General features: G+C 71.7%; 22 protein-coding genes and 1 tRNA gene. 9 read left to right on the top strand and 14 right to left on the bottom strand.

What is annotated here, in order from left to right:
• Window positions 1-9 precede the first annotated feature (9 nt).
• Together QSJ33_RS07740 and QSJ33_RS07735 are read right to left on the bottom strand one after the other, a co-directional pair.
• On the bottom strand, window positions 10-2,127 hold the full coding sequence (locus tag QSJ33_RS07740) for an Ig-like domain-containing protein (protein WP_285724238.1): 2,118 nt from the start codon (window positions 2,125-2,127) through the stop codon (window positions 10-12).
• A 263-nt stretch (window positions 2,128-2,390) separates the two neighbouring features.
• Window positions 2,391-3,854, bottom strand: coding sequence for a sigma-54 interaction domain-containing protein (locus QSJ33_RS07735; protein WP_285724236.1), 1,464 nt, complete (start codon window positions 3,852-3,854; stop codon window positions 2,391-2,393).
• Between the two features lie 119 nt (window positions 3,855-3,973).
• Between QSJ33_RS07735 and QSJ33_RS07730 the strand changes: the two genes are divergently transcribed.
• The 6 genes from QSJ33_RS07730 to cobB are packed head-to-tail and all read left to right on the top strand — an operon-like array spanning window position 3,974 to window position 8,369.
• Window positions 3,974-4,525 carry a thioredoxin family protein gene (locus tag QSJ33_RS07730; RefSeq protein WP_285724234.1) on the top strand — a complete coding sequence of 184 codons (552 nt, stop codon included), beginning with the start codon at window positions 3,974-3,976 and terminating at the stop codon, window positions 4,523-4,525.
• Between the two features lie 19 nt (window positions 4,526-4,544).
• On the top strand, window positions 4,545-4,823 hold the full coding sequence (locus QSJ33_RS07725; RefSeq protein WP_285724232.1) for a hypothetical protein: 279 nt from the start codon (window positions 4,545-4,547) through the stop codon (window positions 4,821-4,823).
• 8 nt (window positions 4,824-4,831) lie between these two features.
• Window positions 4,832-5,353, top strand: a complete 522-nt coding sequence (thpR, locus tag QSJ33_RS07720) for an RNA 2',3'-cyclic phosphodiesterase (protein ID WP_285724230.1) — start codon at window positions 4,832-4,834, stop codon at window positions 5,351-5,353.
• Window positions 5,354-5,377: 24 nt separating this feature from the next.
• Window positions 5,378-6,040 carry a hypothetical protein gene (locus QSJ33_RS07715; RefSeq protein WP_285724228.1) on the top strand — a complete coding sequence of 221 codons (663 nt, stop codon included), beginning with the start codon at window positions 5,378-5,380 and terminating at the stop codon, window positions 6,038-6,040.
• Complete coding sequence (locus QSJ33_RS07710) at window positions 6,040-7,668, top strand: alkaline phosphatase family protein (RefSeq protein WP_285724226.1); 1,629 nt, start codon at window positions 6,040-6,042, stop codon at window positions 7,666-7,668. The genes QSJ33_RS07715 and QSJ33_RS07710 overlap by 1 nt, the downstream gene beginning before the upstream one ends.
• Entirely contained in the window at window positions 7,665-8,369 is a 705-nt protein-coding gene (gene cobB / locus QSJ33_RS07705) for a Sir2 family NAD+-dependent deacetylase (protein WP_285724224.1), read from the top strand. Before QSJ33_RS07710 ends, cobB begins: the two co-directional genes overlap by 4 nt.
• Before the next feature lie 20 nt (window positions 8,370-8,389).
• Here cobB and QSJ33_RS07700 read toward each other — a convergent pair whose 3' ends face one another.
• From QSJ33_RS07700 to QSJ33_RS07690, 3 genes are read right to left on the bottom strand one after another with little or no spacing between them, the layout of a single operon-like run.
• Window positions 8,390-9,352 (bottom strand): hypothetical protein, encoded by a 963-nt coding sequence (locus QSJ33_RS07700; protein WP_285724222.1) that lies wholly within the window; start codon window positions 9,350-9,352, stop codon window positions 8,390-8,392.
• Between the two features lie 37 nt (window positions 9,353-9,389).
• Window positions 9,390-11,312: a CocE/NonD family hydrolase gene (locus tag QSJ33_RS07695; protein ID WP_285724220.1), complete on the bottom strand. Its 1,923-nt coding sequence runs from the start codon at window positions 11,310-11,312 to the stop codon at window positions 9,390-9,392.
• Between the two features lie 52 nt (window positions 11,313-11,364).
• Window positions 11,365-12,666 carry a hypothetical protein gene (locus QSJ33_RS07690; protein ID WP_285724218.1) on the bottom strand — a complete coding sequence of 434 codons (1,302 nt, stop codon included), beginning with the start codon at window positions 12,664-12,666 and terminating at the stop codon, window positions 11,365-11,367.
• Between the two features lie 122 nt (window positions 12,667-12,788).
• On the opposite strand from QSJ33_RS07690, the gene QSJ33_RS07685 reads away from it, so the two are divergent.
• Both QSJ33_RS07685 and QSJ33_RS07680 read left to right on the top strand, forming a co-directional pair.
• Window positions 12,789-13,355: a TetR/AcrR family transcriptional regulator gene (locus QSJ33_RS07685; RefSeq protein WP_285724216.1), complete on the top strand. Its 567-nt coding sequence runs from the start codon at window positions 12,789-12,791 to the stop codon at window positions 13,353-13,355.
• 11 nt (window positions 13,356-13,366) lie between these two features.
• The gene (locus QSJ33_RS07680) at window positions 13,367-14,296 is read left to right on the top strand and encodes an MBL fold metallo-hydrolase (RefSeq protein ID WP_285724214.1); all 930 of its coding nucleotides are present in this window, start codon (window positions 13,367-13,369) and stop codon (window positions 14,294-14,296) included.
• Here QSJ33_RS07680 and QSJ33_RS07675 read toward each other — a convergent pair.
• The 7 genes from QSJ33_RS07675 to QSJ33_RS07645 form a co-directional block, all read right to left on the bottom strand.
• Entirely contained in the window at window positions 14,293-15,243 is a 951-nt protein-coding gene (locus QSJ33_RS07675) for a hypothetical protein (protein ID WP_285724213.1), read from the bottom strand. The two genes, QSJ33_RS07680 and QSJ33_RS07675, sit on opposite strands and share 4 nt — an antisense overlap.
• Window positions 15,244-15,375: 132 nt before the next feature.
• Window positions 15,376-15,732, bottom strand: coding sequence for a DUF1304 domain-containing protein (locus QSJ33_RS07670; RefSeq protein WP_285724211.1), 357 nt, complete (start codon window positions 15,730-15,732; stop codon window positions 15,376-15,378).
• Window positions 15,733-15,837: 105 nt separating this feature from the next.
• The gene (locus tag QSJ33_RS07665; protein ID WP_285724209.1) at window positions 15,838-16,821 is read right to left on the bottom strand and encodes a phosphotransferase; all 984 of its coding nucleotides are present in this window, start codon (window positions 16,819-16,821) and stop codon (window positions 15,838-15,840) included.
• Between the two features lie 41 nt (window positions 16,822-16,862).
• Window positions 16,863-17,693: an NTP transferase domain-containing protein gene (locus QSJ33_RS07660; RefSeq protein ID WP_285724207.1), complete on the bottom strand. Its 831-nt coding sequence runs from the start codon at window positions 17,691-17,693 to the stop codon at window positions 16,863-16,865.
• Window positions 17,677-18,990, bottom strand: coding sequence for a hemolysin family protein (locus tag QSJ33_RS07655; RefSeq protein ID WP_285724205.1), 1,314 nt, complete (start codon window positions 18,988-18,990; stop codon window positions 17,677-17,679). The genes QSJ33_RS07660 and QSJ33_RS07655 overlap by 17 nt, the downstream gene beginning before the upstream one ends.
• A 12-nt stretch (window positions 18,991-19,002) precedes the next feature.
• Window positions 19,003-20,634, bottom strand: a complete 1,632-nt coding sequence (locus QSJ33_RS07650) for a hypothetical protein (protein WP_285724203.1) — start codon at window positions 20,632-20,634, stop codon at window positions 19,003-19,005.
• A 96-nt stretch (window positions 20,635-20,730) separates the two neighbouring features.
• Window positions 20,731-22,260 carry a trypsin-like peptidase domain-containing protein gene (locus tag QSJ33_RS07645; RefSeq protein WP_285724201.1) on the bottom strand — a complete coding sequence of 510 codons (1,530 nt, stop codon included), beginning with the start codon at window positions 22,258-22,260 and terminating at the stop codon, window positions 20,731-20,733.
• A gap of 109 nt (window positions 22,261-22,369) precedes the next feature.
• On the opposite strand from QSJ33_RS07645, the gene QSJ33_RS07640 reads away from it, so the two are divergent.
• Window positions 22,370-22,446 (top strand) — tRNA-His (locus QSJ33_RS07640).
• 504 nt (window positions 22,447-22,950) lie between these two features.
• On the opposite strand, the gene QSJ33_RS07635 is transcribed toward QSJ33_RS07640, so the two are convergent.
• Together QSJ33_RS07635 and QSJ33_RS07630 are read right to left on the bottom strand one after the other, a co-directional pair.
• Complete coding sequence (locus QSJ33_RS07635; RefSeq protein WP_285724199.1) at window positions 22,951-23,727, bottom strand: DUF5777 family beta-barrel protein; 777 nt, start codon at window positions 23,725-23,727, stop codon at window positions 22,951-22,953.
• A gap of 15 nt (window positions 23,728-23,742) precedes the next feature.
• Entirely contained in the window at window positions 23,743-24,291 is a 549-nt protein-coding gene (locus tag QSJ33_RS07630) for a QcrA and Rieske domain-containing protein (protein ID WP_285724197.1), read from the bottom strand.
• Window positions 24,292-24,397 lie beyond the last annotated feature (106 nt).

The raw sequence follows: 24,397 nt of genomic DNA, 5'->3' as shown, positions 1-24,397 counted from the left end.
GAGGGTTCGCTACTGGACGTCGAGGCTGACGTCATCCAGGACGAAGGACGTCTGGTTGGAGCTGTCTTCGCTGCCGAGGAAGTAGATCTGGATAGTCTGCCCCCGGTAGGCGGAGAGGTCGAAGGCCTTCTGCACGTACCCCGCGGCCGCGTTCAGGTTGGAGTAGGCGGCCAGCGTCGCCAGCACCGTGCCCGAGCTGTTGCGCACCTGCACCTTCAGCGTGTCGTAGGCCGTGGTCGTGGTGGTCTCCGCGGTGTCGATGTGGATCCAGAACGACAAGCTGGCGCTCGCCAGGCTGCTCGGCAGCGTCACCGTCTGGGCGAGGGTTTCCGTGGCCGTGCTCCCGGTGCCGAGCAGCCAGCAGCAGGCGCTCCCGCTGTGGGCGCTCTCTCCGCTGAAGCTGCCGATGTCGGCCGTCGTGCCCGTCCAGCCCGTCGTCCCGCCCTCGAAGCCCCCGTTGGTGATGAGGTCCGTCGGCATCGTGCTGCTGTTGCTCACCGAGAACGTCACGGTCGAGGACGTTCCCGCGTTGCCCGCCGCATCGTAGGCCTTGGCCATGAGGCTGTGGCTCCCGTTGGCCAGGGTGGTGCTGTCCAGGCCCATCGTGTAGGGCGCGGCCGTGTCCGTGCCCTTGAGGGCGCCGTCCACGTAGAACTCCACCTTCGTCACGCCCACGTTGTCCGAGGCCGTGGCCGAGAACGTGATCGGGCCGCTGGTGCCGGTCTCCGTGGCGGAGACGGTGGGCGGCGTGGTGTCGGAGCCGCCGCCGCCGCCCGAGGTGGTCACGTTCAGGGCGAAGTCATCCACCACGAAGCTCGTCTGGTTGGAGCTGTTCTCCGTGCCCACCAGGTAGACCTGCAGGGTCTGTCCCTTGTAGGCCGTGAGGTCGAAGCTCTTCTGGGCGTAACCAGTATTGGCGTTCAGGTTGGAGTAGGTGGCCAGGGTGGCCAGGACCGTGCCCGAGCTGTTGCGGAGCTGCACCTTCAGCGTGTCGTTGGCGGCGGTGGTGCTGGTCTCCGCCGTGTCGATGTGCAGCCAGAAGGTCAGCGCGGCGGCCGTGGCCGTGGGATCGATGGCCACCTGCTGGATGAGCGTGTCGGTGTGGCTGCTGCCGTAGCCGTCCAGCCAGGCCTTCCAGCTTCCGCTGTGGGCCGGCTCGGAGGTGCTGTTGTCCACCACGCTGACCGAGGCGACCCAGGGGCTGGCCGCGCCGGTCTCGAAGCCCGGATTGCCGAGGATCTGCGTCGTGGTGCCCCCGCCCCCGGAGGTGGCCGGGGTGACGGTCACCGTGCGCGTGGCGCTGCCGCTGGCGCCCGTGTTGTCCGTGGCCGTGAAGGTCACGGTGTAGGTCGCGTTGGCGCTGCCCGTGTTGGTGTAGGTGTGGCTGGCCGAGGCACCCGAGGCCGTGCCGCCGTCCCCGAAGGTCCACGCGTAGCCGAGGGTGGCGGAGCTGCTGCTGTCCGTGGCGCTCCCGGCGAAGGAGACGGCCGTGCCGCTGGCCACCGTCGCGTTCGACGAGGGGGTGGTGATGCTGGCGGAGACGGTGTTGGAGGCGCCCGGGTTGAACTGGATGTCGATGACAGGGTGCAGCTCGATGCCGTTGGGAGCCACGCCCGTCTGGCCATGGAGGAAGTCGAACATGCCCACGCCGGTGACCCGCACGGGCACGTTCACCGTCTGGAAGCTGGAGGTGGGCGTGTAGACCGCCTGGAACTGGTTCCGGGCGTTCGTGATCCCGGCCGCCAGGGGGCTCGAGGCACCCACGCAGCCCGGCGAGGGGATCTCCGCGATCATGGTCAGCCCGCTGGCGTCCTGGAGGACGAGGTGGATGTCCGAGTCGGTCTCGAGCTTGAACTCCGTGAGGGTGGCATTCAGCACCCAGACCGTCGTCTCGTAGGGCGCCACGCGGTTGTTCGCCGGGATGGGACTGGGCGCGGGCCAGCTGCGCAGGGTCGCGATGGTGTTGGTCTGCGTCGCGCCCACGTTGATCAGCCCGGCGTCCGCATCCGTGCCGGTCTTCACGGACCAGCGCTCCACGCCGCAGGACTGCGCCCGGGCCCCGACCGGGACCAGGGCCAAGAACGCCGCCACGAGGCTGGCGGCTCCCCGCACACGCAACCGCACCATCGGCGCCTCCCATGAATTAATCGAGACTCAGTCCTAGAATCTCTGTTCAGGGTAGGCCGGCGGCGCGGCGAGTCCGGTTAATTCTTGTTAATTTTCAGCGTGTCCAGACAGGATCAGGCCCGGGGCGATCCGGGATCCCCGATCTTCCTGGCTGGCACCCGGAAGGACCTGCTCGAAGGCCACCGGGCCCGCGCCGTCCCCGAGGCCCAGCCGCGTCATCCGCTTCGCCCTGCGGACTCAGGCCTCGGGTCCCGCCCCCAGGGCTAATCCTCGTCGGCCGTGGCGGATTCGCTCTCCTCGAGGTCCAGCCGCTTCATCTTCTCCAGGAAGGTGGTCCGCTTCAGGCCCAGCAGGTCGGCGGCCCGCTTCTTGTTGCCGCGGGTGATGGCCAGGCTCTGCAGCATCAGCGTCTTCTCCATGTCGGAGACGACCTGGTTCAGGTCCAGGCCCTCGGGGGGCAGGTCCAGGCCGAAGGCCGGCGCGGGCGTCGGGGCCGTCTGGCCGAAGGGGGACGGGGCGGACGCCGGGACCTCCGGCATCCCGGGGGCCGGGCGGAGGGACGCCTCCGGCTGGGGAGGGGCGTCGCCCATGCGTTCGGCCAGGAAGGCGAAGTCCTCCCGGGTGAGCACGGGCCGGGTGCCCGAGAGCACGATGGCCCGCTCGATGGCGTTCTCCAGCTGGCGCACGTTGCCGGGCCAGGGCAGGGCCATGAGCAGGGGATCCACGCTGGGATGCAGGGCCTTGGGATACAGGCCGTGCTCGCGGGCCTTGCGGTTGAGGAAGTGCTGGGCCAGGAAGGGGATCTCCTCCCGCCGCGCCCGCAGGGGCGGCAGGGTGATGGGCACCACCTCCAGCCGGTAGAAGAGATCCTCCCGGAAGGCGCCCTCCTGCACCTTCTTCCACAGGTCCACGTTGGAAGCCGTCACCACGCGGACCTCCACCTTCACGGGGGCGCCGCCGCCCAGGGGCTGCACCTCGCGCTCCTGCAGGACCCGGAGGAGGCGCACCTGGGCCCCCAGGGGCATGGTGCCGACCTCGTCCAGGAAGATCGTGCCGCCGTGGGCTTCGCGGAACTTGCCCGGCGTGTCCTTCCGGGCGTCGGTGAAGGCGCCCTTGTTGTAGCCGAAGAGCTCGGACTCCAGCAGGTTCTCGGGGATGGCGCCGCAGTGCACGGCCACGAAGGGTTGGGCGGCATCGCCGCTCATGCGGTGGATGGCCCGGGCGATGACCTCCTTGCCCGTGCCGCTCTCCCCCAGCAGCAGCACCGTGGCCCGGGTGGCGGCGGCGGCCCGGGCGCGGGCCAGCACGTCCTGCATGGCGGGACTGGCCCCCACCAGGCCGAAGGCCAGGGCCTGCGACGCGCTGAGCTGGGTGGTGGTGCCGGAACGCGGGCGCAGGCCCGGCATGGGCGGCTCGAGGCCGAGGATGCCCCAGCGCACGGAGCCGAGGGAGCCCCACTCCGCCAGGGCCTTCGCGTCCATGGGCGCAGCCTCCGGCTTCAGGCCCAGGAGGATGGGCAGGGCCCCCACCTCGGCCATCATGCGGTTCAGCTCCGGCGGCGGCCAGGCGCCCTTGGCGCTGATCACCCAGAGATCGACGTCCCGCGGGGCCAGGGCCGGCGACGCGCCGCGATCCACGGTCACATCCCAGAGGGAAGCCCACCGATGCTCCAGCCCCCCGGTGTCGTCCCCGAGGGTGGACCAGTGAAGGCGCGGCAGCTGGGTCATGGGCTCCTAGGTTGGAACAAGCCTAGATGCAGGGCCCTGCGGGTCAAGTCAAAAAAATGACTGAGAAAAAATTCAGCCTTGCTCCCGGGCGTACGATGGAGGGGTACCCCGGAGGTCCCATGGCCCTGATGGAATCCACCATGGTTCCCATCGGAACCCCCTGCCCCGACTTCACGCTGCCGGGGGTGGACGGGCGGCTCTGGTCCCGGGATGACTTCCACACCCCGGCCCTCCTGGTGGTGGTCATGTGCAACCACTGCCCCTACGTGCAGTCGGTGGATGACCGCCTCAACGCCCTGGCCCGGGACTTCGCCGGGCGCTGCGATGTGGTGGCCATCAATTCCAACGATGCGGTGGCCTACCCCGAGGACAGCTTCGAGGCCATGCGCGCCCGGGCCCAGGCCAAGGGCTACGTCTTCCCCTACCTCTGGGACGAGGACCAGTCCGTGGCCCGGGCCCTGGGCGCGGTCTGCACGCCGGACTTCTTCCTGTACGGGTCGCACCGGCACCTGGCCTACCGGGGCCGCCTGGACGACAACTGGAAGGAGCCCGGGCGCGTCACACGGCAGGAGCTGCGGGCCGCCATCGAGGCCATGGTGGAGGGTCGCCCCCCCGAGAAGACCCAGCATCCGAGCATGGGCTGCAGCATCAAGTGGAAGATGAAGCCGTGACCCCACGCCAGGATGCACCATGCCGACCCTGACCGAGTTCGTGAAGACGCCCCTCGCCATGCCCCCGGATTTCCAGGATCGGCTCGGGGTCTCCAGCCGCTGGAAGGCTGGCCTCGTCTTCATCCTGGGCCAGTGGATCGGGCTGTTCATCCCCGCCGCCTTCCTCCTCCCGGCCCTGGCCCACAAGCTGAACCTCCTCCTGGTCCTCGTGATCGTCCTCCCCCTCATGGTGCTGGGCGTCCAGGCCCGGGGGCTCTTCTATCTCTGGGTCGCCCGGCGCAGTGCCACCGGGGCCTGAAGGTCGGCGTGCGCCTCTTCCTCGCGCTGCCCCTGCCGCCGGATCCATGCGAAACCCTGGACCGCTGGCAGCGGAGCCATCCCGGGATCGAGGGGTGGTCCCGGCCCGGGGGCCTGCACCTGACGCTCGCCTTCCTGGGGGCCCGCGCGCCGGAGGACCTGGATGCCCTCGCGCGCCTGGGCGCGGCGGTGGCCGTGCGGCAGCGGCCCTTCGAACTCGCCACGACCCACCTGGGCGGCTTCCCCGCAGCGGACCGGGCGCGCGTGCTCTGGCTGGGCGTGGCGCCCAGCGCGGCCCTGGAGGCCCTGGCCGGGGACCTGCGGAGCGCCCTGGCGGCGGCCGGCGAGGCCTTCGACGCCAAGCCCTTCCGCGCCCACCTCACCCTGGCCCGCTTCCGCCGGGCCCGGCCCGTGGCGGCCTTCGCGGACCCGCCCGCCGCGGCCTTCGCGGCGGACCGGCTCGTGCTCTTCGAGAGCGCGCCGCAGGGATGTTACACGCCCCTGCGGACGTGGCCCTTCCGGGGGGTATGATCGGAGCTTTCCGCCGGAGTCCCGATGCGCCGTATCGTCCCCCCTCTCCGCCTCGCGGGCCTGTCGCTGGGCCTGGCGGCCCTGCCCCTTGCCGCCCAGTGGGACCTGCGTCTGGAGGTGCCGCGACCCAGCGGCCAGAACCTGCCGCAGACCCTCATCAGCGGCACGGGCCAGCTGGCCTCCGGCGGCCTCGATACGGGCCGCGGCTTCATCGCCTCCGTGAACCGGCGCCTCTTCCAGGTCGGCCCCCTCTTCCGCATGGAGGCGGGCCTGGAGTACTCCCAGTGGAAGGCCGACGGCACCCTCGCGCAGGGCAGTTCCGTCCAGGGCACGGCCCTGAAGCAGCAGGGCGCGGGCGTGGGCCTCAACGCCCAGGTGTGGGTGCCCTTCACGGGCCTGGCGGGGGAGATCGGCGTGATCCAGCGCTTCCAGCGCTACACCTTCGACGCCAACGGCCTCTCCAACGCCCGGGACCTCAGCCGTACCTGGCTCCGCGTGGGCGCGCGCTGGCGCCTGCCCCTGCCGGTGGTGCACCCCTACCTGGCCGCCAGCTACCAGCAGCCCATCACCAAGGACAAGCCCGTGCGGCTGAACACGGCCGCGGACCTGGCCAGCTACTTCACCGCCCAGGGCAACGGCCAGGAGTTCGAGCGCATGTGGACCTTCGGCGTGGGCGTGGCGTTCTGATGGACTTCCGCCGCGCCCTTCCCCTCGCCGTCCCCGCCCTCCTCGCCGCCGCGGCCCCGGCCCGGCCGAGGCTGGTGGTCGTCATCTCCATCGACCAGTGCTCCGCGGAACTCATCCAGACCTACGGTCCCGAGCTGACGGGGGGCCTCCATCGCCTGTTGACAGACGGTGTCCAGTTCACCGAGGCCTACCAGGACCACGGCATCACGGAGACGGGCCCCGGCCACTCGGTGCTGCTCAGCGGGCGCTTTCCCGCCCACACCGGCATCGTGGAGAACCAGTGGCTGGATCGCGCCTCCGGCAAGCTGATCTACTGCGTGGCGGACGAGGCCGCGAAGCCCCTCGACGGGGACCGGGTCCACGCCGCCTCCAATGGCCGGTTCCTGGGGGACACCCTGGGCGACTGGCTGCAGGCCCAGGTGCCCGGGGCCCGCGCCTTCTCCATCTCCGGCAAGGACCGGGCGGCCATCCTCATGGCGGGACGCCGTCCGAGCGGTGTCTTCTGGTTCACGGGCCCCTCGGGCTTCGGCAGCTCCACCGCCTACCAGCCCGAGCTGCCGCCCTGGCTGGTGCGCTTCGACCACGACCTCGCCACCCGGTTCGCCACCCGGAGCTGGCTCTGGACCAAGGCTCCCGGCACCCCCGAGGGGCGGGTGGCCCAGTGGACCTTCGGCCAGACCGTGGTCCGCAACGGCGCCCTGCCCCGCCTCATCCAGGGCGCGGGCATGCCCCTGGACAAGGGCTTCACCACCCGGTTCACCAAGTCGCCCTTCCTGGACGAGGTCACGGAGGAGGGCGCCGAAGCCCTCATCGAGGGTGAGCACCTGGGTCGCGGCCCCGCCACGGACCTGCTCACCGTCAGCTTCTCCGCCACGGACTACGTGGGCCACAACTACGGCAACCTGGGCACGGAGATGCGGGACCAGCTCCACCGGCTGGACGCCACCCTGGGCCGCTTCCTCGCCTTCCTGAAGCGCCGCGATCCTGCCGTGTGGGTGGTGCTCAGCGCCGACCACGGCGGCATGGATGCCGTGGAGGCGCTCCAGTCCGAGGGATTCCCCGCCCGGCGCGTGGACCAGGCGCCCTTCCTGGCCGGGCTGAACGCCACGATGAGGGACCGCTTCAAGGTGGCCGCGGACCTGTTCACCGCGCCTCCCGAGCCCACGGAGTTCTACCTGGAGGCGGGCGCCGTGCAGGCCGGCCACCTCGACCGCGACACCGTGCTGCGCGAGGCCGCGGCCTGGCTGCGGGCCCGACCCGAGGTGGCCGCCGCCTTCACCGCGGAGGAGCTCGGGGCCGTGGACCCCGCCGCGACCGGGAGCCCCCGGGACAGCCGCCTGGACGTGCTGATGCGACGCAGCTTCCTGGCGGGCCGCAGCGGGGACCTGATGGTGGCCTTCCAGCCCTTCACCCTCTTCGGCGAGCCGCCCCGGGAATACCTCGCCGGCCACGGCTCGCCCTGGGCCTACGATCGCCGCGTGCCCCTGGTCTTCTGGGGCCCCTGGAAGGGCGGCGCGCGCCCCGAGCCCGTCCGCACGGTGGACCTGGCGCCCACCCTGGCGCACGAACTGGGGCTCAAGCCCGGGGCGGTGGACGGGAAGGTCCTGGACCTGGGCCCGGCGAAATGAAGCTCCCCCGCGACGCCGGGATCGTGGTCCTCACGGGGGCGGGGATCTCGGCGGAGAGCGGGCTGCGCACCTTCCGCGACGCGGATGGGCTCTGGGAGAACCACCGGGTGGAGGACGTGGCCACGCCGGAGGCCTTCGCCCGGAACTCCGCCCTGGTGTACCGCTTCTACAACGAGCGCCGGCGGGGCCTGGCGGGCGTCCGGCCCAACGCCGCCCACGCCGCCCTGGCGCGGCTGGAGGCGGCCTGGCCCGGCGACTTCCTCCTGGTCACCCAGAACGTGGACGACCTCCACGACCGGGCCGGATCGCGGAGCCTGCTGCACATGCACGGGGAGCTGCTGAAGGCCCGCTGCCTGGCCTGCCGGGCCGTGCGGCCCTGGCCCGGCGACCTGGACGCTGACGACCGCTGCCCGACCTGCCGCCACGGTCGCCTGCGCCCCCACATCGTGTGGTTCGGCGAGCGCCCCCTGGAGATGGAGCGCATCTTCGAGGCCCTGGACACCTGCGGCCTCTTCGTGGCCATCGGCACCAGCGGCCATGTGTATCCCGCCGCGGGCTTCGTGGCGGCCGTCCACCCCCGGGCCCACACCCTGGAGCTCAACCTCGAGCCCAGCCAGGTGGTGGACGCCTTCCTCGAGCACCGCACCGGCCGGGCCACCGAGCTGGTGCCGGCCTTCTTGGCGGAGCTGCTGGCGGAATGATCAAAAGTCGCCAGCGGGGCCTATGGCGTCTCCAGGGCGGTGTTCATGCGCTTCATCAGGCGATCCCGGAATCCAAGCGCATCCCGTTCCTTATCGAGTGTTGCCTGCAGGTCAAGGATGACGGCATCGAATCCAGGTATATGCTGGTCGATCGTATCGTGTGGATCTGTTCCAGGACGCTTGTGTGCCACCAGGGTCGCAGCGAGCTCCGACCCGAAGGCCACGAAGGTGCGAATTGAGACAAGCGCCTTGTAGCGCCCCCAGGCGTCATCCCGATTGCACTGGAGAAACGCAGCTTTCATGGCCCGCCCCTGGGCCACGAATTCGGAAGCCAACGCGGCCAGAGATTCGGGTCCTTTTCTTGCCCTGACAAAGGTGTAGACGAATTCCATGTCAGTCACCTGGAACGCGGTGGAGTAGGACGCCAAGTTGTCATGATCCAGGCTCTCTAGGAGATAGCTCTCGAATGGTGAGAGCTTCCATCCTTTCGGTCGGGCGACATCCCGGAGGAAACTCGCTTCAAGGTAGGCGGCATCCATTTCGTAGAGGTACCGTTCGACACCCTGCTCGCGTTGGGAAAAGAATTTCGTAGGCGAATCGAGGTACGCATTGGCGTGGGTCGTCTCGTGCATGAGGACGGCGAAGACGAATGCCCGATGGCCCGGATAGAGCGCCAGAAACCGCGTCTTCAGCAGGAAGGTCGGCCTTTGTTCTCGATCAAGGAAGAATTCCGCCCCCGAGAGGGGGGTTCCGGGATCGTCCGGCGGGATCTGAATGTGGATACGGTTCGATTCCAGGGCATGACGGACGGCAACGGCACGTTTTGCGAGCTCCGGGTTGCCGCAGGTGCTTGCCACATCGAGGAATTCCATCATCGCCTGGCGAGCCGTTTGGACCCAGCGATGCCCCTTGAAGGGGTGCGCGGCGAGGCAGATTCCCCACGAAAGCAGACCGAGGCAGAGGGACCCGACCCATCGCTTCATTGACACACCGCCTTCCCAAGCAGGGAGAGGCCCTCTCTCACGGCACCACCGGCAGCGCCACGAAGCTGGCCTTCCCGGGCTCGTGCCAGATGCGCTGGGTGGCGCGGCGGTAGTCCGCGGGCTGCGCGAAGAGGATGTTCGGCACGAAGGTCTGGGGGTTGCGGTCGTAGAGGGGGAACCAGCTGGACTGCACCTGCACCATGATCCGGTGGCCCGGCAGGAAGACATGGTTCGCCGTGGGCAGGGCGAAGCGGTAGGTGAGCGGGACGTTGGGCGCCAGCGCCGCCGGCCTGGCGGGGTCCTCCCGGTAGCGGCCCCGGAAGATGTCCGCCGACACCATGAGCTGGTAGCCGCCCAGGGCGGGCTGGGCGGGCACCTCGTCGGGGTAGACGTCGATCACCTTCACCACCCAGTCCGAATCGCTGCCGCTGGTGGAGGCCACCAGGTTCACCTCGGGCTCGCCCGCGATGCGCAGGGGCGCGGTCAGCGGCGCGGAGAGGTAGGCCACCACGTCCGTGCGGCCCGAGGCCTCCCGCTGGTCGTCCGTGAGCCACTGGGGCCAGGTGCGCAGCCCCTCGTAGCCCATGGGCATCACCGGTCGGGCCCGGTAGGGCACGGGCTTGGCGGGGTCGGACACGTACTCGTCGAAGGCCGCGTCCCCCGCCCGGGGCGGTGCCGGCGACACCGTCAATCCGGCGTCGAGGTAGAAGGGCGTGGCGGCGGTGGCCGTGCCTGCGCCCGCCCGGGGCCAGCCGGGCAGCCGCTCCCAGCGGTTCGTGCCCGTCTCGAAGGCCGTCACCGGGGCCAGGTCCGCCTCCGGCGCGCCGGGACGCAGGTACTGGTCCAGGAAGGGCTTCAGCATCTCCCAGCGGAAGGCGTGGGCCGTGTCCTGGCCGAACTTCAGGGAGCCGAGTCCGCTGCCCTCCTGGATCCCGCCGCCGTGGCACCAGGGGCCCAGGACCAGGTGGACCTTCTCCCCGGCGGGGTCCTTCGGATGCAGGGCCTTCCACACGGCGATGGCGCCGTAGATGTCCTCGGCGTCGTAGAGGCTGTGGACCAGGAGCACGGGTACCTTCAGGGGCCGCGCGGCCAGCAGGCGGTCCATGGCCTGGTCCTGCCAGAAGGCGTCGTAGGCCGGGTGGGCGGAGAGCTTCCGCCAGAAGCCCAGCGCGTCCAGGCCGTGGCTCCGGGCCATGGCGCCCGCGGAGCCCGCCGCCATGAACGCCTCGTAGTCGTCGAAGTGGGTGCTCCACCAGCCGAGTCCGCCGGCGCGGGCCGCCTCCTGTTCATAGATGTAGGCGAGGTTCTGCTGGCGGAAGGCGCCGTGGTGGAACCAGTCGTCTCCCCGCCAGCCGTCCACCATGGGGTTCATGGGCACGGCCACCTTCAGGGCCGGATGGGGGTCCGCCAGGGCGGCGAGGGCGAGGAAGCCGTCGTACGAAATGCCCAGGATGCCCACGCGGCCGTTGCCTTCCGGCACGTGCTTCACCAGCCAGTCGACGGTGTCCCAGGTGTCCGTGGCGTGGTCCACCGCCGTGGGGTTCAGGGGCCCGCGGAAGGGCCGGTTCATGACGTAGTCGCCCTCGGAGCCGTACTTGCCCCGCACGTCCTGCACCACGCGGATGTAGCCCCCGGCCAGGATCACGTCCGTGGCGTTGTCGTAGCCCTGGAGCACGGGCCCCAGGTGGGCGCTCTCGGCGTGGCCCGTCAGCTTGTCGGCGCTGTAGGGCGTGCGGGTCAGCAGGATCGGCGCCTCCTTCGCGCCCTTCGGCACGAGGATCACCGTGTGGAGCTTCACGCCGTCCCGCATGGGGACCATCGCCTCGCGGCGCTCGTAGTCCCAGCGCTCCGTCACGGGCCTGAAGGCCGCCGGGATCTCGCCGGGCAGGCCCTGGGCGCCCGCCGGGATCCCCGTCGCCAGCAGCGCCGTCACCAGACCCAGCGTCCGTCGCATCGCCATGACCGCCTCCTGTCCCCGGGGGATGGATGGCGGCCAGTCTAGCGCGGGAAGGCTACGCCTCCCCGACCGCGCTGACGATGAGGCCGTCGCGGGGTTCGCCCTGGCGCCAGATGGCGGCCACATGGCCGCCGGTGGCGAAGACGGCGCCGGGGGTCTGGACCTCCCGGCGGCCCGGGGCCCCCAGCAGCAGGGGACGAGCGCTCCAGGTCGTGCCATCGAAGCGCCGCACGCAGACGGCGGTCTGGCCGCCCTGGTGCTGGGACCAGATGGCCAGGGCCTGGCCCTCGGCATTCACCGAGAGGCCATGGGCCTGGTTCGGGCCCAGGTCGTCCCCCAGCAGCGTCCGGGCCTCCTCCCAGTGTCCGCCGGCGTAGCGCCGGGCGAACAGCTTCACCGAGCCGGCGGCCTCCTGGCGCCACACGGCATGGGCCCGGCCCTGGCCGTCGAGGCCCACCTGGGGCCAGTGGATGGCCCGCCCGCTGGCAAGCAGGGGGGCCGGCGTCCACTCGAGGCTGCGGGGATCCAGGTGGCTGGCGTGGAGGTTCTGCACGCCACCCTCGCCCACTTCCACCCAGAGCACCACGGCCGCCCCCCGGGGGTCGACCCCCAGCCGTAGGTAGGTGGCGCGGCCCCGGGCCACCGTGGTGGGCCGGTCGCTCCAGGCCCGCCCGGCGGGCTCGTAGTGGCAGGCCACCAGGCGGTTGCCGGCGCCCGCGGCCTCCTCGCTCCAGACCACCAGGCCATGGCCGGCGCGGTTCACGGCCAGCTGGGGGAAGACGGGCACGGGGGACGGCTCGCCCAGGGCCGTGGGCTGGGGATCCCAGGCGCCCTCCTCGGCCGCATAGCCGCTGGTGTAGACCCGGTAGGCCCCCCGCGTGCCCTGGCACCACACGGTGTGGATGTTGCCTGCGGGATCCATGGCCGTGTGCAGGCTCACCACCTCGCCGGGCGCGACCTGCAACGTCATGGGGTAGGGCACCCAGGTCTCCGCCGACCCCAGCATGTGCCGGGCGCACACCCGGGTCTGGTCGCCCTCCCGCTCCTGCCACACCACCGCCATCTCGCCCCGCACGTTCATGGCGATCTCCGGCGCCTGGGCCTGGGTGCGGGCGCTGTCCAGCCGGCGGGGCACCAGGTCCCAGGACCGCTGGTCCGCGTGGAACCGGCAGATGTAGACCCCTTCGTGGTCCTGGCCGCGGTGGTGCCAGGCGGCGATGGCGTTGCCGTGGTCGTCCATGGCGATCTGGGGCCGGCCCACCTGCCCCCGGTCCAGCGGCCGCGGCGCCCCCCAGGTGCCGGCCGCGGGGGCCGGCTGGCCGGGAAGCAGCCGATTCAGCAGCGTGCGCAGGGACATGGGGACCCTCCCGGGGCGGAACGACAGGGGGACGTTCCGACCATCCTAGCGCCCACCCTGGGGACTCGCAGGGCCGGGTCCGGGTCTTGAATGTAACGACTGTTTCATGAAACAGTCGTTACATGGCCTCCCGCAAACAGGAACTCCTCGACCCCCTCATCGCCTACCTGGTCCGCCACGGGCCCGCGGACCTCTCCCTGCGGCCCATGGCCGCCGAGATCGGCACGAGCGCCCGGCTCCTGATCTTCCACTTCGGCTCCAAGGAACGGCTGCTGGCCGAGGTCCTGGACGAGATGCAGCGCCGCCTGCAGCACTCCTTCCGGCAAATGCGGTCCGCGCCACCGGGTACCCGGAGGGTCCCCCTGCTACGGGCCTTCTGGGACTGGGCCCTCCAGGACGAGCACTTCCCCAGCCTGAGCCTGCTCTACCAGCTGAATGTCCTGGCCGCCCGAGATCCCGACCTCCGGTCGAACCTCCTGGCGCGGCACGCCCAGGATTGGCTGGCGCTCATCCAGCCGGCCCTGTCGGACCCCGACGCGAGTCCCGCCCAGGCCACCCTGGTGGGGGCGGTCTTCGATGGCCTCTTCCTTGAGCTGATGACCACCGGCGACCGGGTGCGCACCACCCAGGCCCTGGACGCCTTCCTGACGATGGCCACCCCCTCGGCGCCTTCCGGCGGGAGGCGATGATGAGGGCCCCCATGCGACTTTTCCTTGCGAGCCTCTGCCTCCTGACCCTGCTGGCCCCGGCCCACGCGGCTCCCCTGGCCGCCCCTCCGCCCTTGCACGTCCAGCCCTGGGACGGGCGGACCTGGATCCTGCGGGAGGATCTGCAGGCCACCTGGGAGGCGCCCTTCCTCTACCTCCTGGTGGGCCGGCGGCGGGCGCTTCTCATCGACACGGGGGATGTGGCGGACCCAGCGCGGATGCCCCTGGCGGCCGAGGTCCTCGCGCGTCTGCCGAAGGACGGCCCGGCGAGGCTGCCCCTCCTCGTGGTGCACACCCACGGGCACCTCGACCACCGGGCCGGCGACGCCCAGTTCCACGGCCTCCCGGGCGTGGAGGTGGTGCCCTCGGACCTGGCGCACGTCCGCCGCTTCTTCGGCTTCGCCGCCTGGCCCGACGGCCTCGCCCAGGTGGACCTCGGCGACCGGATCGTGGACGTGCTGCCCGCCCCCGGGCACCACCCGGCCGAGCTCGTGTTCTACGACCGGGCCACGGGCCTCCTCTTCTCCGGCGACTTCCTCCTGCCGGGACGGATCCTCGTGGACGACCTCGCCGCCTACCAGGCCAGCGCGGCGCGGGTGGCCGCCTTCGCGAAGGACCGGCCCATCACGGCCGTGCTGGGCGGCCACATCGAGATGGATCGCACCGGCGCCCTGTTCCCCTGGGCCTCGACCGTCCATCCGGAGGAGCGGCCCCTGCCGCTGGGAAAGGCCGAACTCCTGGCGCTCCCCGCCGCGCTCCAGCGCTTCAACGGGTTCTACACCGCCCGGGACGGGTTCGTCGTGGAGAACCCCATCCGCAACCTGGCGGCCGGGGCGGGCGCGCTCCTGCTCGCCCTGGGGCTGCTCGGAATCCTCGTGGTGCGGACGATCCGCCGCTGGCGCCGCCGGCGGTCCCGACCCTAGCCCTCCGCCTTCCGCTCCACCCGCCGCAGCCACGCCTCCCGCCAGTAGAGGGTGTTGTTGCGGGGGCAGTTCTTGGCGCAGAGCCCGGTGCAGGTCACGCCCTTCAGGGCCACGGTGTGGGTCAGGAAGATCATCTGACCTGTCCGCTCCGAGATGATCCGCTGGATGGGGTAGTCCACCTGGAAGCAGCCCTCGGCGAAGTCCACCATGGTCGGCTCGAAGGAGAGGCCGCGGTTCCTCCCCTCGGCATCGAGGGTGCGCCGGATCTCCGGGGCGGGCTTGATCTCCACCCACTCGCCCGGCCGGAGATCCAGGTCCCCCTTGGTGAAGTCCTCCCGGGAGCCCGTCAGCTGGCCGAGGCGCTGGAACCCCAGCAGCTCGCGCACCCGGTTCGCCAGGGTGTGCACGAGGATCTGCAGGAACATCCGGACGGACAGCTCCCCCACTCGGATCTCCGCCAAGAGGTGGGTGAGGTCCCACCGGGAGATGCGCTGGGTCGCCCCCAGGAGCTCCGTGGACTGGCAGAGGAACCGCTCACCCGACCGCGTGGGGAAGCGGTCCAGCCAGAACCCCGAGGGGGGCTGAGGCGCGGGGGGCGGCGGATCCCCGTCCCCAGCCAGCGGCTCGAGCCAGGCTTCCTTCCAGAAATAGGGGCAGCTCCGCTGGCACCCCTCATGGAAGGCGCCGTCGCAACGCAGGCCCTCCAGGATCACGGTATCCGTCAGGCGGCGGATGGCGTTCCCCTCCACGCAGGTCTTCACCGCCCGGCGGTACACCCGGAAGGTCTGCCCGAAGTAGCGCGTCATCTCCGGCATGAAGGGCATGCCCTCCAGCTTCCCCTCCGCATCCAGGGTGGCCAGGATCTCGGCCTCCGGGCGCACCCGCACCAGGTGTCCCCTGGCGGCGCGCGGCAGACGGTGACGCTCCGAAGCGGCCTTGCTACCCATGCCGACCTCTTGGAAAAACCATTCACAGAGGTCCCCTTCGACCCCCGGAAGGGGAAGCATGTCACAACGCCCGCCCGGGTGGCTAGGGTCTGTTTACACCGCCCCGCGGACCGGCGGGGGACCGGCCCGCCCTCAGCCCAGGATCAGCAGGCCCAGCCCCAGGGCCGCGGGGAGGGCCTGGACGAGCAGGATCTTCCGGCTGGCCGTGAGCCCCCCAAAGACCCCCGCCACCAGCACGCAGCCCAGGAAGAACGCCTTCACCCCGAAGCCCGCCGGCCCCAGCCACAGCCCCCAGGCCAGACCCGCCGCCAGGAACCCGTTGTAGAGCCCCTGGTTCGCCGCCAGCACCTTCGAGGCGGCCGCCGCCTCCCGCGTCTGCCCGAAGGCCCGCAGGCCGGCCGGCTTCTCCCAGAGGACCATCTCCAGCACCAGGAACCAGACATGCAGCAGGGCCACGAGGGCGATCACAGCATTGGCGAGAAGGGACATGGCGCCTCGGAACAGGGTTGGGAAGGCCGGAAGGAGCCGCAGGGGCCTGGGGAACCTGAGGCGGGGGAGCCCCGGGGATCCGTCCCCGTGGCCCGCGGTCGCCCGCTACCCCTTCAGCAGCCGGTCCTCGGCCAGCCGCAGGAGGTGTTCGCAGGCGAGGACGCCGTCCCGGTGGTTCATGCGCTGGAAGTGGCCGCGCAGGTGGCGCAGGGTGCGGGGGATGGCGGGGGCGAACTGGGCCTTGTGACGATGCACCAGCTGGTGGCCGAAGGTGCCCAGGGCCTTGAGGTTCCGCTGGATGCCGCTGAGGTTCAGCTCCTCCCCCAGGGCCTCGGCGCTCCAGCCCAGCTCCTCCTGGAGGGGCGCCATCAGCTGGCGGCCGGCATCCCGGGACCAGTCCCAGTAACCGTCGAAGCGGATGCTGGCCAGGTCGTAGGTGGCGGCGCCGCGCCGGGCGTCCTGGAAGTCCAGCGCCACGAGCCGCCCGCCGTGCACCATGAGGTTGCGCACGTGGAAGTCGCGGTGGGTGAAGAAGCGGGCCCGGGTCTCCAGGCTGGCGTGGACCTCCTCCATCAGGCGGTCCAGCCAGCGGGGGGGATCCTTCTCCAGGAAGTCGCGGAAGAAGTTCACCCGGCAGTACTCCCACTCGAAGGCGAACTTGGCCTCGTCGAAGGACCGCTGCATGAAGAAGGTGTGGCCCGGAGCCCCCAGGGTGAGCGGCCCCGCCAGGGTGGCCAGCATCCAACCCGTCTGCTCGGCCCAGTGCACCTCCTCCTCGGGATGCTCCACCAGCCGCTGCTCCAGGGTGGTGTCGCCCAGGTCCTCCACCAGGAGGCAGCGGTCGGCGTCGTGGAACTGGAGGATGGTGGGCACGTGGATGACGGGATCCAGGAAGGCCTGCAGGGCCCGGAACTCGAAGTAGCTGTCGTCGGGCTTCTCCGGGGTGTCGAGGGGATGCAGCACCACCAGGGCCGTGCCCACCTGGGGATGGTCCACCCGCACGTACTGCCGCGCCCCCGCATCCCCCGCCAGGGGCCGGGGCGCCTTCAGGTCCCAGCGTTCCAGGGCGCGGGCGAGACGGGGATCCATCCGACCAGGGTACTCCCATCGCGCGGGAGGGACAGCCTCCGCTACAGCCCCAGCCGCACCTGGTGGCCGCCCTCCCCGAACCAGAGGGCCTCGGCGTCCGTGATCGAGGGCGGGGGGAGGGCCCCGGGGCCCAGGACGCAGCGGGTGAGGCGGCCGGCGGGGGCGGCCGAGGGATGCACGTAGCAGCCGGGCAGGCGGCCCTCCTGGTCCGGTGCCAGGTCCGCGGCGGCGGCGATGAGGGCCTCCGCCGTGCCCACCTCCCGCCAGGGGAAGGGCTCGGCCACCACGCCCAGGTGCAGGGGCAGCCGGGGCCGCAGATCGTCCATCTCGCTGGGGCCCTCGGGCAGGAGGGCCAGGGCCTCCGGCGACCAGGCGGCGGCGCCGGTGAAGTGGTAGGGGCCCTGCTCCCCCACCACGCCCTTGGGGAGGATGCGGTCCTCCGCGTCCAGCCACACCGGGTTCCAGGGGCCGCCCGGGTGGGGCACCAGCAGCCAGCTCAGCGCCGCGCGGGCCGCGCGGTGGCGTTCGCGCAGCCGGTCGAAGGGCACGGCGTCGGCCCAGATGTCCGCGTTCCAGACCAGCAGCTCCCCCGCCACCCGCCCGAGCGCGTGGCGCAGGCCCCCGGCGCTCCCCAGGAGCCGGGGCTCGTCGAACACCTCCAGGCCGCCGGCCACGGCCCGCAAGCCTTCCGGATGCAGGTGGGCGTTGCAGCCGATCCGCCCAGCCCCGGCGGCGCGGAGGGCCCCGGCGCCCCACTGGAGGAGGGGGCGGCCCCGCAGGGTCCAGGCGGGCTTGGGCAGGCAGGCGCTCAGGACGCCCATGCGTGTGCCCAGCCCCGCGGCCAGGAGGAAGCCCTCAAGGGGTTCCGGCATCGGGGTCCTCGGGCGGCAGGGGTCGCAGCAGGAACTGGCCGGGGGCCAGGCCGCGCATGGAGAGCACGCGGATGTGCCAGCCCTGGATGCGCAGCTCGTCGCCGGGGCGGAGGACCCGCCCCAGCTGCTCCTGGAGGTAGCCGCCCAGGCTCACGGAGCCCTCCTCCGCCTCGAGGTCCAGGTGGAGGTGGTCCTCCAGCTGCTCCAGCAGGACGTTGCCCTGGGCCAGCCAGCCGCCGCCCCGGGTGCGCTTGAGCTGGATGGCCTCCCGGTCGAACTCGTCCTGGATCTCCCCCACCAGCTCCTCGAGCACGTCCTCCAGGGTGACGAGGCCGTCCACGCCCCCGTGCTCGTTCACCATGAGGGCCAGGTGCTGCTTGCGCTGCTGGAACTCCAGGAGGAGGCCCTGGATGGGCTTCATCTCCGGCACGAAGAAGGCCGGGCGGGCGAAGGTTCGGAGGTCGGGCTCCTCCTCCCGCTCGTGGAGGGCCCAGAGCAGCTCCTTGAGGTGGACCACGCCCACGACACGGTCGAGGTCGCCATCCACCAGGGGGATCCGGGTGTGGGGAGACCGCCGCGCCAGGGCCAGGTTGTCCGCCAGGCTGTGCTGCAGGTCGAAGCAGACCACCCGGGCCCGGGGCACGGCGATCTCCTTCACCGTGCGCCGGGTGAAGTCGAAGAGGTTCTCGATGAGCTCCTTGCGGCGCAGCCCCAGGCGGCCCTGGGCCTGGCTGTGCTCCAGCATCCGCTTGAACTCCTCCTCGGAGGGGAGGGCATCCTCGGCATCGCCCGGGCGGATCCCGAAGATGCGCAGCACCAGGTGGCTGAGCTGGGTGAGGGCCCAGGTGAGGGGCCGGACCAGGCGCGACCAGGCCAGCAGGGGCCGGGCCGTGCGCAGGGCCCAGGGCGTGGCGGCCTGGATGGCCACGCTGCGGGGCACCAGCTCCGCCAGCACCACGTCGAGGGTGGTCATGAGGAGCAGGGCCAGGCCGCTGCTGAGGGGCAGGCGCAGGCCCGGCCAGGGGATGCGCCCGAAGACCTGGTGGAACCCCCGGGCGAAGAGGTCCTCCCCCACGGCGCCCAGGGAGAGGGCGCAGAGGACGATGCCCACCTGGACGGCGGAGAGGTGGTGGCCCAGGCGCCGATGGACCTCCAGGGCCTGGACGGCCCGGGGATCGCTGTCGACCAGGGCCTCCAACTGGGTGGCCCGCACGCGCACGGCGGCGAACTCCGCCATGACGAAGAAGGCGCTGAGGAGCAGAAGGGCAGCGCAGAGCAGGGCCGCGCCCAGGACCACCGGCGCCCCCCGCTAGCCGCGGGCGAGGTCCGAGCCTCGCCGGAGCCGCTCCACGACCTCCTGGAGGAGCTCGTCCATCTGGCCCAGGCGCTCGCGGTGCTCCACCAGCCGGGCCTCGACGTCCTGCTTCTCGCCCTCGAGGGCCGCGTGGGCCTCCTGCTGGGCCTGGAGCACCTGGGCCATGCGGCCCAGCTCGGCCTCCTTCTGGTCCACGCCGTTCATCAGCTCCAGCCGCTCGCCCTCGTGCTGGATGACGGCCTCGTCGAGCCGCTGCCGGGCCTCCGCGGCCTGCTGGGACGCCTCGCGCAGGGCCTCCTCCAGCCGCTGGGCCTCCTCGCCGAGGGCCGCCAGCCGCTGGTCCCGCTCGGCCGCCGCCTCCCGCAGCGCCTCGTTCTCCGCCTCGGCCCGCTGCAGCCGCTCGCTGATCTCCGCCAGGTCGCGCCCCTGGCCCCGCATGGTGGCCTCGAGGCCGGCCAGCTCCAGCTGGAGGGTGTGGGCCCGCTCCTTCTGGGCCGCCACCTCGAGCAGGGCGGCCTGGTGGACCTCTTCGAGGGCGGTGTGCTTCTCCACCATCCCTTCGAGGGTGGCGTTGAGCTGGGCCTGGGCCTCCCGGGCCTCGGCGAGGGCCGCGTCGCGGGCCTCCACGGCCGTCTCCAGTTCCAGGGCCTGGTGCTGCAGGCGGTCCCGCTCCTTGAGCAGCTCGATGGTGCGCTGGGTCTTCTCGCTGAGCTGGAGGTTGAGCTCCTCCACCTGGTGGAGCAGGTCCGTGCGCTCGGTGAGGGCCTCCTTGAGCTGGGCCTTCAGCGCCTCGCCGTCCCGGCTGCCGCTCTCCTCCACCCGCCGGAGGGCCGCCTCGGACTCCGCGAGTTTCTGCTTCAGGGCCTCGGCCTCCCGGTGGCGCCGCTCCATCTCGTCCAGGTTCTGGGTCACGGAGCTGAGCTGGCGCTGGAGCTGCTGCAGCTCCGCGGCGGTGGCCTGGAGCCGGTGGTCCTTGGCCCGCAGCTCCTCGTGGAGGGCCGCCACCTGCTCCTCGAGGAGCCGGGTCCGGGTGGTGTCGGGCGGGGCCGTGGCCTTCATGTCGAGGTTGCGGGTGACCGCGGAGGGGGACACCGGCTCGGGCCGGATCTCGAAGGCCCCGGTGATGGCCGCGTGCGGGGGGGGCGCCGCCGGGGCAGGGGCGCCCTCGTCCAGGGCGCTCTTCAGGCCGTCCAGCCAGTCGTCGCCCAGCTCCGTGTCCACCAGCTCGCCCAGTGGATTGTCGGGATCCAGGGTCCGGCCCGGCACCAGGGGGGTCAGGGCCGCCACGAGGGCGCTGGGGGCGATGGGCTTGTGCAGGTAGAGGTCCGCGCGGCCCTTGAGGCTCTGGTGCCGCCGGTACTCCTCCTCGCTGGCCTTGGCGCTGATGAGGGCCACCTTGAGGGCGGCCAGCTTGGCGTTCTTGCGGATGGTGGAGCAGAGGGCGTAGCCCTTGTTCTCGGCCACCTCGACGCAGATGAGCACCGCCGCGTAGCCGCCGTGCTCCAGGCGGGGGATGACGCCGTCCGGGGAAGCGGAGACCTCCAGGTCGAAGGCGGCCTCGAGGCTGACCTGGTGCTCCTTGAGGAAGCTCCGGTCGCTGTCCACGAGGAGGAGACGCTGGCCCATGGGTAGGTCCTTCGGCGGAGGTGAGCCCCCCAGTCTAACCCGAATGAACGGAGCCCCGCCAAGGGCGGGGCTCCGGAAAGGCCGGGGCGCGGGGCCTCAGCGGGGGGGGATGGCCAGGGTGAGCCGCTGGCTGCCTTGCGGGGCCTGGATGTAGAGCAGGAGGGGCCGGCCGGTGGCCTTGCGGGCCGCAGCCATGAAGTCGGCCACGCTGGTGACGGGCTGGCCGGCCGCCTCGGTGATGATCATGCCCACCTGGAGGTTGCGGTCCGCGGCGGGGGAGCGGGGGTCCACGGAGACGACCACCACGCCCTTGCGGTCCTCGGCGATGCCGAACTGGTGCCGGTTCACGGGGTCCAGGGCGCCCACCTGGAAGCCGTAGGCCTTCTGGAGGCTGAAGGTGCTGGAGCCTTCGCGGTCGGTGCCGCCGGACTCTCCCTCCTCGCCCCGGCCGGACTCGCCGCGGCGGAGCTCCTCGATGGCCTTGCGGTCGCCCAGGACGACCGAGAGGGTCATGGCCTTGCCCTTGCGGATCACGCCCAGCTTCACCGTATCCCCGGCCCGGCGGCTGGAGATGGCGGACACCAGGTCATCGGGGTTCTTCACGGCCTGGCCGTCCACGCTGGTGATGACATCCTGGTGCTGGAGACCGGCCTTGTCCGCCGGCTGCCCCCGCTCCACGGAGCCCACCAGCACGCCCTGCTTCACGCCCAGGGCCTCCTGGAAGACGGAATCCAGTTCCTGGGGCGTGACGCCGAGGTAGCCCCGGCTCACGGGCTTGCCCGCGCGCAGGTCCTTGAGGATGCGGTTCACCATGCTGATGGGTACGGCGAAGCCGATGTTCTGGCCGGCCGGGTTGATGGCCGTGTTGATGCCCACCACCTCGCCCCGGAGGTTGAGCAGGGGGCCGCCGGAGTTGCCGCGGTTGATGGCGGCGTCGGTCTGGAGGAAGGTGCTCACCCCGCCATCGAGGTTGCGGCCCTTGGCGCTGATGATGCCCTGGGTGACCGTGTGCTCGAGGCCCAGCGGATTGCCGATGGCCACGACCCATTCGCCGATCTTGAGGGAATCGGAGTCGCCGAGCTTGGCGAAGGGCAGGTGGGTGGCGTCGATCTTGACGAGGGCGACATCCAGCTCCTTGTCCTTGCCCAGGACGGTGCCCTTGAAGGTGCGGCCGTCCACGGTCTTCACCTCCAGCGCGTTGCCGGGCTCGCCCATGCTGGCCACCACGTGGTAGTTCGTGAGGATCTCGCCGTCAGGGGAGATGATGACGCCCGAGCCGCCGGAGACGGCCCGCTGCTCCGAGTCGCCGCCCCCCCGGGGCACCCGGGGATGGCCCGGCCCGCCAGGGCCGAAGAAGAAGTCGAAGAAGTCATCCCCGCCGCCGAAGGGGTTCCCCGGCTGCCGCTGGCGGACGAAGCTGGTGTTGGTGATGGCCACCACCGTCGGGTTGAGCTTCTCGGCCACCTCCGCGATGGGGGGCATCCGGTCCAGCCCCTTGGGATCGACCGTGACGGGTTTCTCCTCCTGGGCCCGGGCCACCCAGCCATGGCTCAGCCCCATCCCCAGGGCCATGCAGACCGCAGCGAAGGCCGATAGGCCGAGGACCTGTTTGACATGACGCTTCATGGACAACCTCACGCGCCGGACCAGCCGGCCTGCTCTAGCGTGACCGGAGCCCCCCGAAGGTTCCCGCTGGCCAGCAAAGGCCGACCAGGATAATCTGGATGATCCAACGGCGGCTGTAGCTCAGTTGGTTAGAGTACTGGATTGTGATTCCAGGTGTCGTGGGTTCGAGTCCCATCAGCCGCCCCAGATTGAAAAGCCCCCCGGAACGGGGGGTTTTTCAATCTGGAACGCCCGGACTCGAACCCACGAGTGGGACCGCGGAGACAGCGCGGGGCGCTGTCGGGAGCGGGACCGGCAGACCGCGCCGCGGGATGCGGTTCGAGTCCCCGCCCAAGTGGGCCTTGAATCCTGGTCGGCGGGCGGCTGGTGGGACTCGAACCCACCCCGGCCACGCGGACGTGGCCGGGATCCAGCGTCGAGTGGGACCGCGGAGACAGCGCGGGGCGCTGTCGGGAGCGGGACCGGCAGACCGCGCCGCGGGATGCGGTTCGAGTCCCCGGCCGAGTGGGTCGTGAATCTCAGACAGCGGGCGGCTGGCGGGACCCGAACCCACCCCGGCCACGCGGACGTGGCCGGGATCCAGCGTCGAGTGGGACCGCGGAGGCCCTCCGGGGGAGGGCCGGGAGCGGGACCGGCAGACCGCGCCGCGGAATGCGGTTCGAGTCCCCGCCCGGACCGCTTCCCAATGGCTCAGAAGAGCCTGACGAGGTTGAACCCCAGGGCCCACTGGCCCGGGGGCCTGGGGCCGCCCGCATCATCGCCGCCCAGCACCTGGTGGGCCGTCGTCCCCTGGACGTTGGTGACCAGCAGGGTGAACCGGTGGCCCTTCGTCAGGATCCGGTAGCCGAAGGCGTACCCCCGCTCGTAGGTGGCGGCCAGCCGGGCGGGGCGCGGGTAGTACTCCCCCAGCAGCATCTGGCTGTCGGTGAGGCGCCACCGGAAGTCGACGCCCGCGGTGACGAGCCCCTGGTCCCGGGTGGTGGTCCGGGAGAGCCAGGTGGGCACGAGGCCGAGGGTCACGGACCCGGCCACCAGGTCCACCGGCAGCTGGAGGGCGGACCCGGTGATGCCCACGGAGCCGAAGGCGTAGGTGGCCTGCTGGACGGCCTCGTCGAACCGCTCGACCCGGGCGGCCAGGCGGAGGTGGGGACCCGCCAGGAGCTGCTGCTGGAGGGCCAGCACCACCGTCTTGTCATCGGCGGTGCGGTAGACCTGCGCATTGAGGCCCCGCACCGCCCCGATGCCCAGGTCGAGCCCGAGCCCCGGGAAGTTGCCGCCATCCAGGCCGTACCAGTCCCTGGAATGCCCCCGGGCCGGCTCCGTGAAGCGGTGCGTGAACCGGAGGGCCGGCTGCCAGCCCTGCAGGCCTTCGGCCGTGGGCAGGTTGAGGCCGAGGGGGACCTCCGATTCCTGCGCCGCCAGGGCGGAGGCGAGGCAGAGGAGGGCGAGTGCAGTCCGAAGGCGCATGGCGCAGGCGCGGGGCTAGGCGAGCCGCAGGGTGGCGGACACGGGGGTGTCCGGGTGGATCACGAGGACGCCCCCGGGCGTGGACTCGGTCACCTGGATGTGCTGGAGGACGGCCCCGACCGGGGCCGGCCCCACCGTCACGGTCCCGTTCAGATCGTACTGGCTGCCGTGGCAGGGGCAGCCGAACCCGCCCCCCTGGGTGGGGTTGATGTGGCCGCCGAGGTGCAGGCAGCTGGCGCTGATCGCGAAGATGCCGCCACTGTCCCGGACGAGGTAGTAGCCCTGCTCGGCCCCGGCGACCAGGGGGCAGCTGCCGGACGCGGTGGTGGTGTAGTCCCGCACCGTGCCGGAGGGCTGGGCCAGCAGGCTGGCCTTCGTCTCCGCGGTGGTCACGGGACTGGGGGGCGGGGGCGGGGCGGGCTGCGGGGTGGAGGAGGTCCCCCCGCCGCCCCCGCCGCAGCCGACGGCGGCAGCCGCGGCGAGGGCGAGGGCGCAGGCGCAGAAGGCTCGGCGGTCGAGCCCGCTGGATGCTTCGATCGTCGTGGATGCGTCGGGTCGAGGCATGGGACCTCCGTGGCTGGGGCCTGGCGGCGACGTGCGGGCTCCCCATCGGGAACCGGGGCCGCGGGGCCGGGTGGGGATGATGGGTCGGCGTCGAGGATGGGGGTAC

The sequence above is a fragment of the Geothrix rubra genome (genome assembly GCF_030268065.1).
Classification (GTDB): domain Bacteria; phylum Acidobacteriota; class Holophagae; order Holophagales; family Holophagaceae; genus Geothrix; species Geothrix rubra.
This window is presented reverse-complemented; position numbering and strand designations above follow the sequence as displayed.

What these genes read in the sequence shown, in the direction of transcription:
- QSJ33_RS07740 (WP_285724238.1), bottom strand. Translation starts at nt 2,127, where the DNA reads ATGGTGCGGTTGCGTGTGCGGGGAGCCGCCAGCCTCGTGGCGGCGTTC.
- QSJ33_RS07735 (WP_285724236.1), bottom strand. Translation starts at nt 3,854, where the DNA reads ATGACCCAGCTGCCGCGCCTTCACTGGTCCACCCTCGGGGACGACACC.
- QSJ33_RS07730 (WP_285724234.1), top strand. Translation starts at nt 3,974, where the DNA reads ATGGCCCTGATGGAATCCACCATGGTTCCCATCGGAACCCCCTGCCCC.
- QSJ33_RS07725 (WP_285724232.1), top strand. Translation starts at nt 4,545, where the DNA reads ATGCCGACCCTGACCGAGTTCGTGAAGACGCCCCTCGCCATGCCCCCG.
- QSJ33_RS07715 (WP_285724228.1), top strand. Translation starts at nt 5,378, where the DNA reads ATGCGCCGTATCGTCCCCCCTCTCCGCCTCGCGGGCCTGTCGCTGGGC.
- QSJ33_RS07710 (WP_285724226.1), top strand. Translation starts at nt 6,040, where the DNA reads ATGGACTTCCGCCGCGCCCTTCCCCTCGCCGTCCCCGCCCTCCTCGCC.
- cobB (WP_285724224.1), top strand. Translation starts at nt 7,665, where the DNA reads ATGAAGCTCCCCCGCGACGCCGGGATCGTGGTCCTCACGGGGGCGGGG.
- QSJ33_RS07700 (WP_285724222.1), bottom strand. Translation starts at nt 9,352, where the DNA reads ATGAAGCGATGGGTCGGGTCCCTCTGCCTCGGTCTGCTTTCGTGGGGA.
- QSJ33_RS07695 (WP_285724220.1), bottom strand. Translation starts at nt 11,312, where the DNA reads ATGGCGATGCGACGGACGCTGGGTCTGGTGACGGCGCTGCTGGCGACG.
- QSJ33_RS07690 (WP_285724218.1), bottom strand. Translation starts at nt 12,666, where the DNA reads ATGTCCCTGCGCACGCTGCTGAATCGGCTGCTTCCCGGCCAGCCGGCC.
- QSJ33_RS07685 (WP_285724216.1), top strand. Translation starts at nt 12,789, where the DNA reads ATGGCCTCCCGCAAACAGGAACTCCTCGACCCCCTCATCGCCTACCTG.
- QSJ33_RS07680 (WP_285724214.1), top strand. Translation starts at nt 13,367, where the DNA reads ATGCGACTTTTCCTTGCGAGCCTCTGCCTCCTGACCCTGCTGGCCCCG.
- QSJ33_RS07675 (WP_285724213.1), bottom strand. Translation starts at nt 15,243, where the DNA reads ATGGGTAGCAAGGCCGCTTCGGAGCGTCACCGTCTGCCGCGCGCCGCC.
- QSJ33_RS07670 (WP_285724211.1), bottom strand. Translation starts at nt 15,732, where the DNA reads ATGTCCCTTCTCGCCAATGCTGTGATCGCCCTCGTGGCCCTGCTGCAT.
- QSJ33_RS07665 (WP_285724209.1), bottom strand. Translation starts at nt 16,821, where the DNA reads ATGGATCCCCGTCTCGCCCGCGCCCTGGAACGCTGGGACCTGAAGGCG.
- QSJ33_RS07660 (WP_285724207.1), bottom strand. Translation starts at nt 17,693, where the DNA reads ATGCCGGAACCCCTTGAGGGCTTCCTCCTGGCCGCGGGGCTGGGCACA.
- QSJ33_RS07650 (WP_285724203.1), bottom strand. Translation starts at nt 20,634, where the DNA reads ATGGGCCAGCGTCTCCTCCTCGTGGACAGCGACCGGAGCTTCCTCAAG.
- QSJ33_RS07645 (WP_285724201.1), bottom strand. Translation starts at nt 22,260, where the DNA reads ATGAAGCGTCATGTCAAACAGGTCCTCGGCCTATCGGCCTTCGCTGCG.
- QSJ33_RS07635 (WP_285724199.1), bottom strand. Translation starts at nt 23,727, where the DNA reads ATGCGCCTTCGGACTGCACTCGCCCTCCTCTGCCTCGCCTCCGCCCTG.
- QSJ33_RS07630 (WP_285724197.1), bottom strand. Translation starts at nt 24,291, where the DNA reads ATGCCTCGACCCGACGCATCCACGACGATCGAAGCATCCAGCGGGCTC.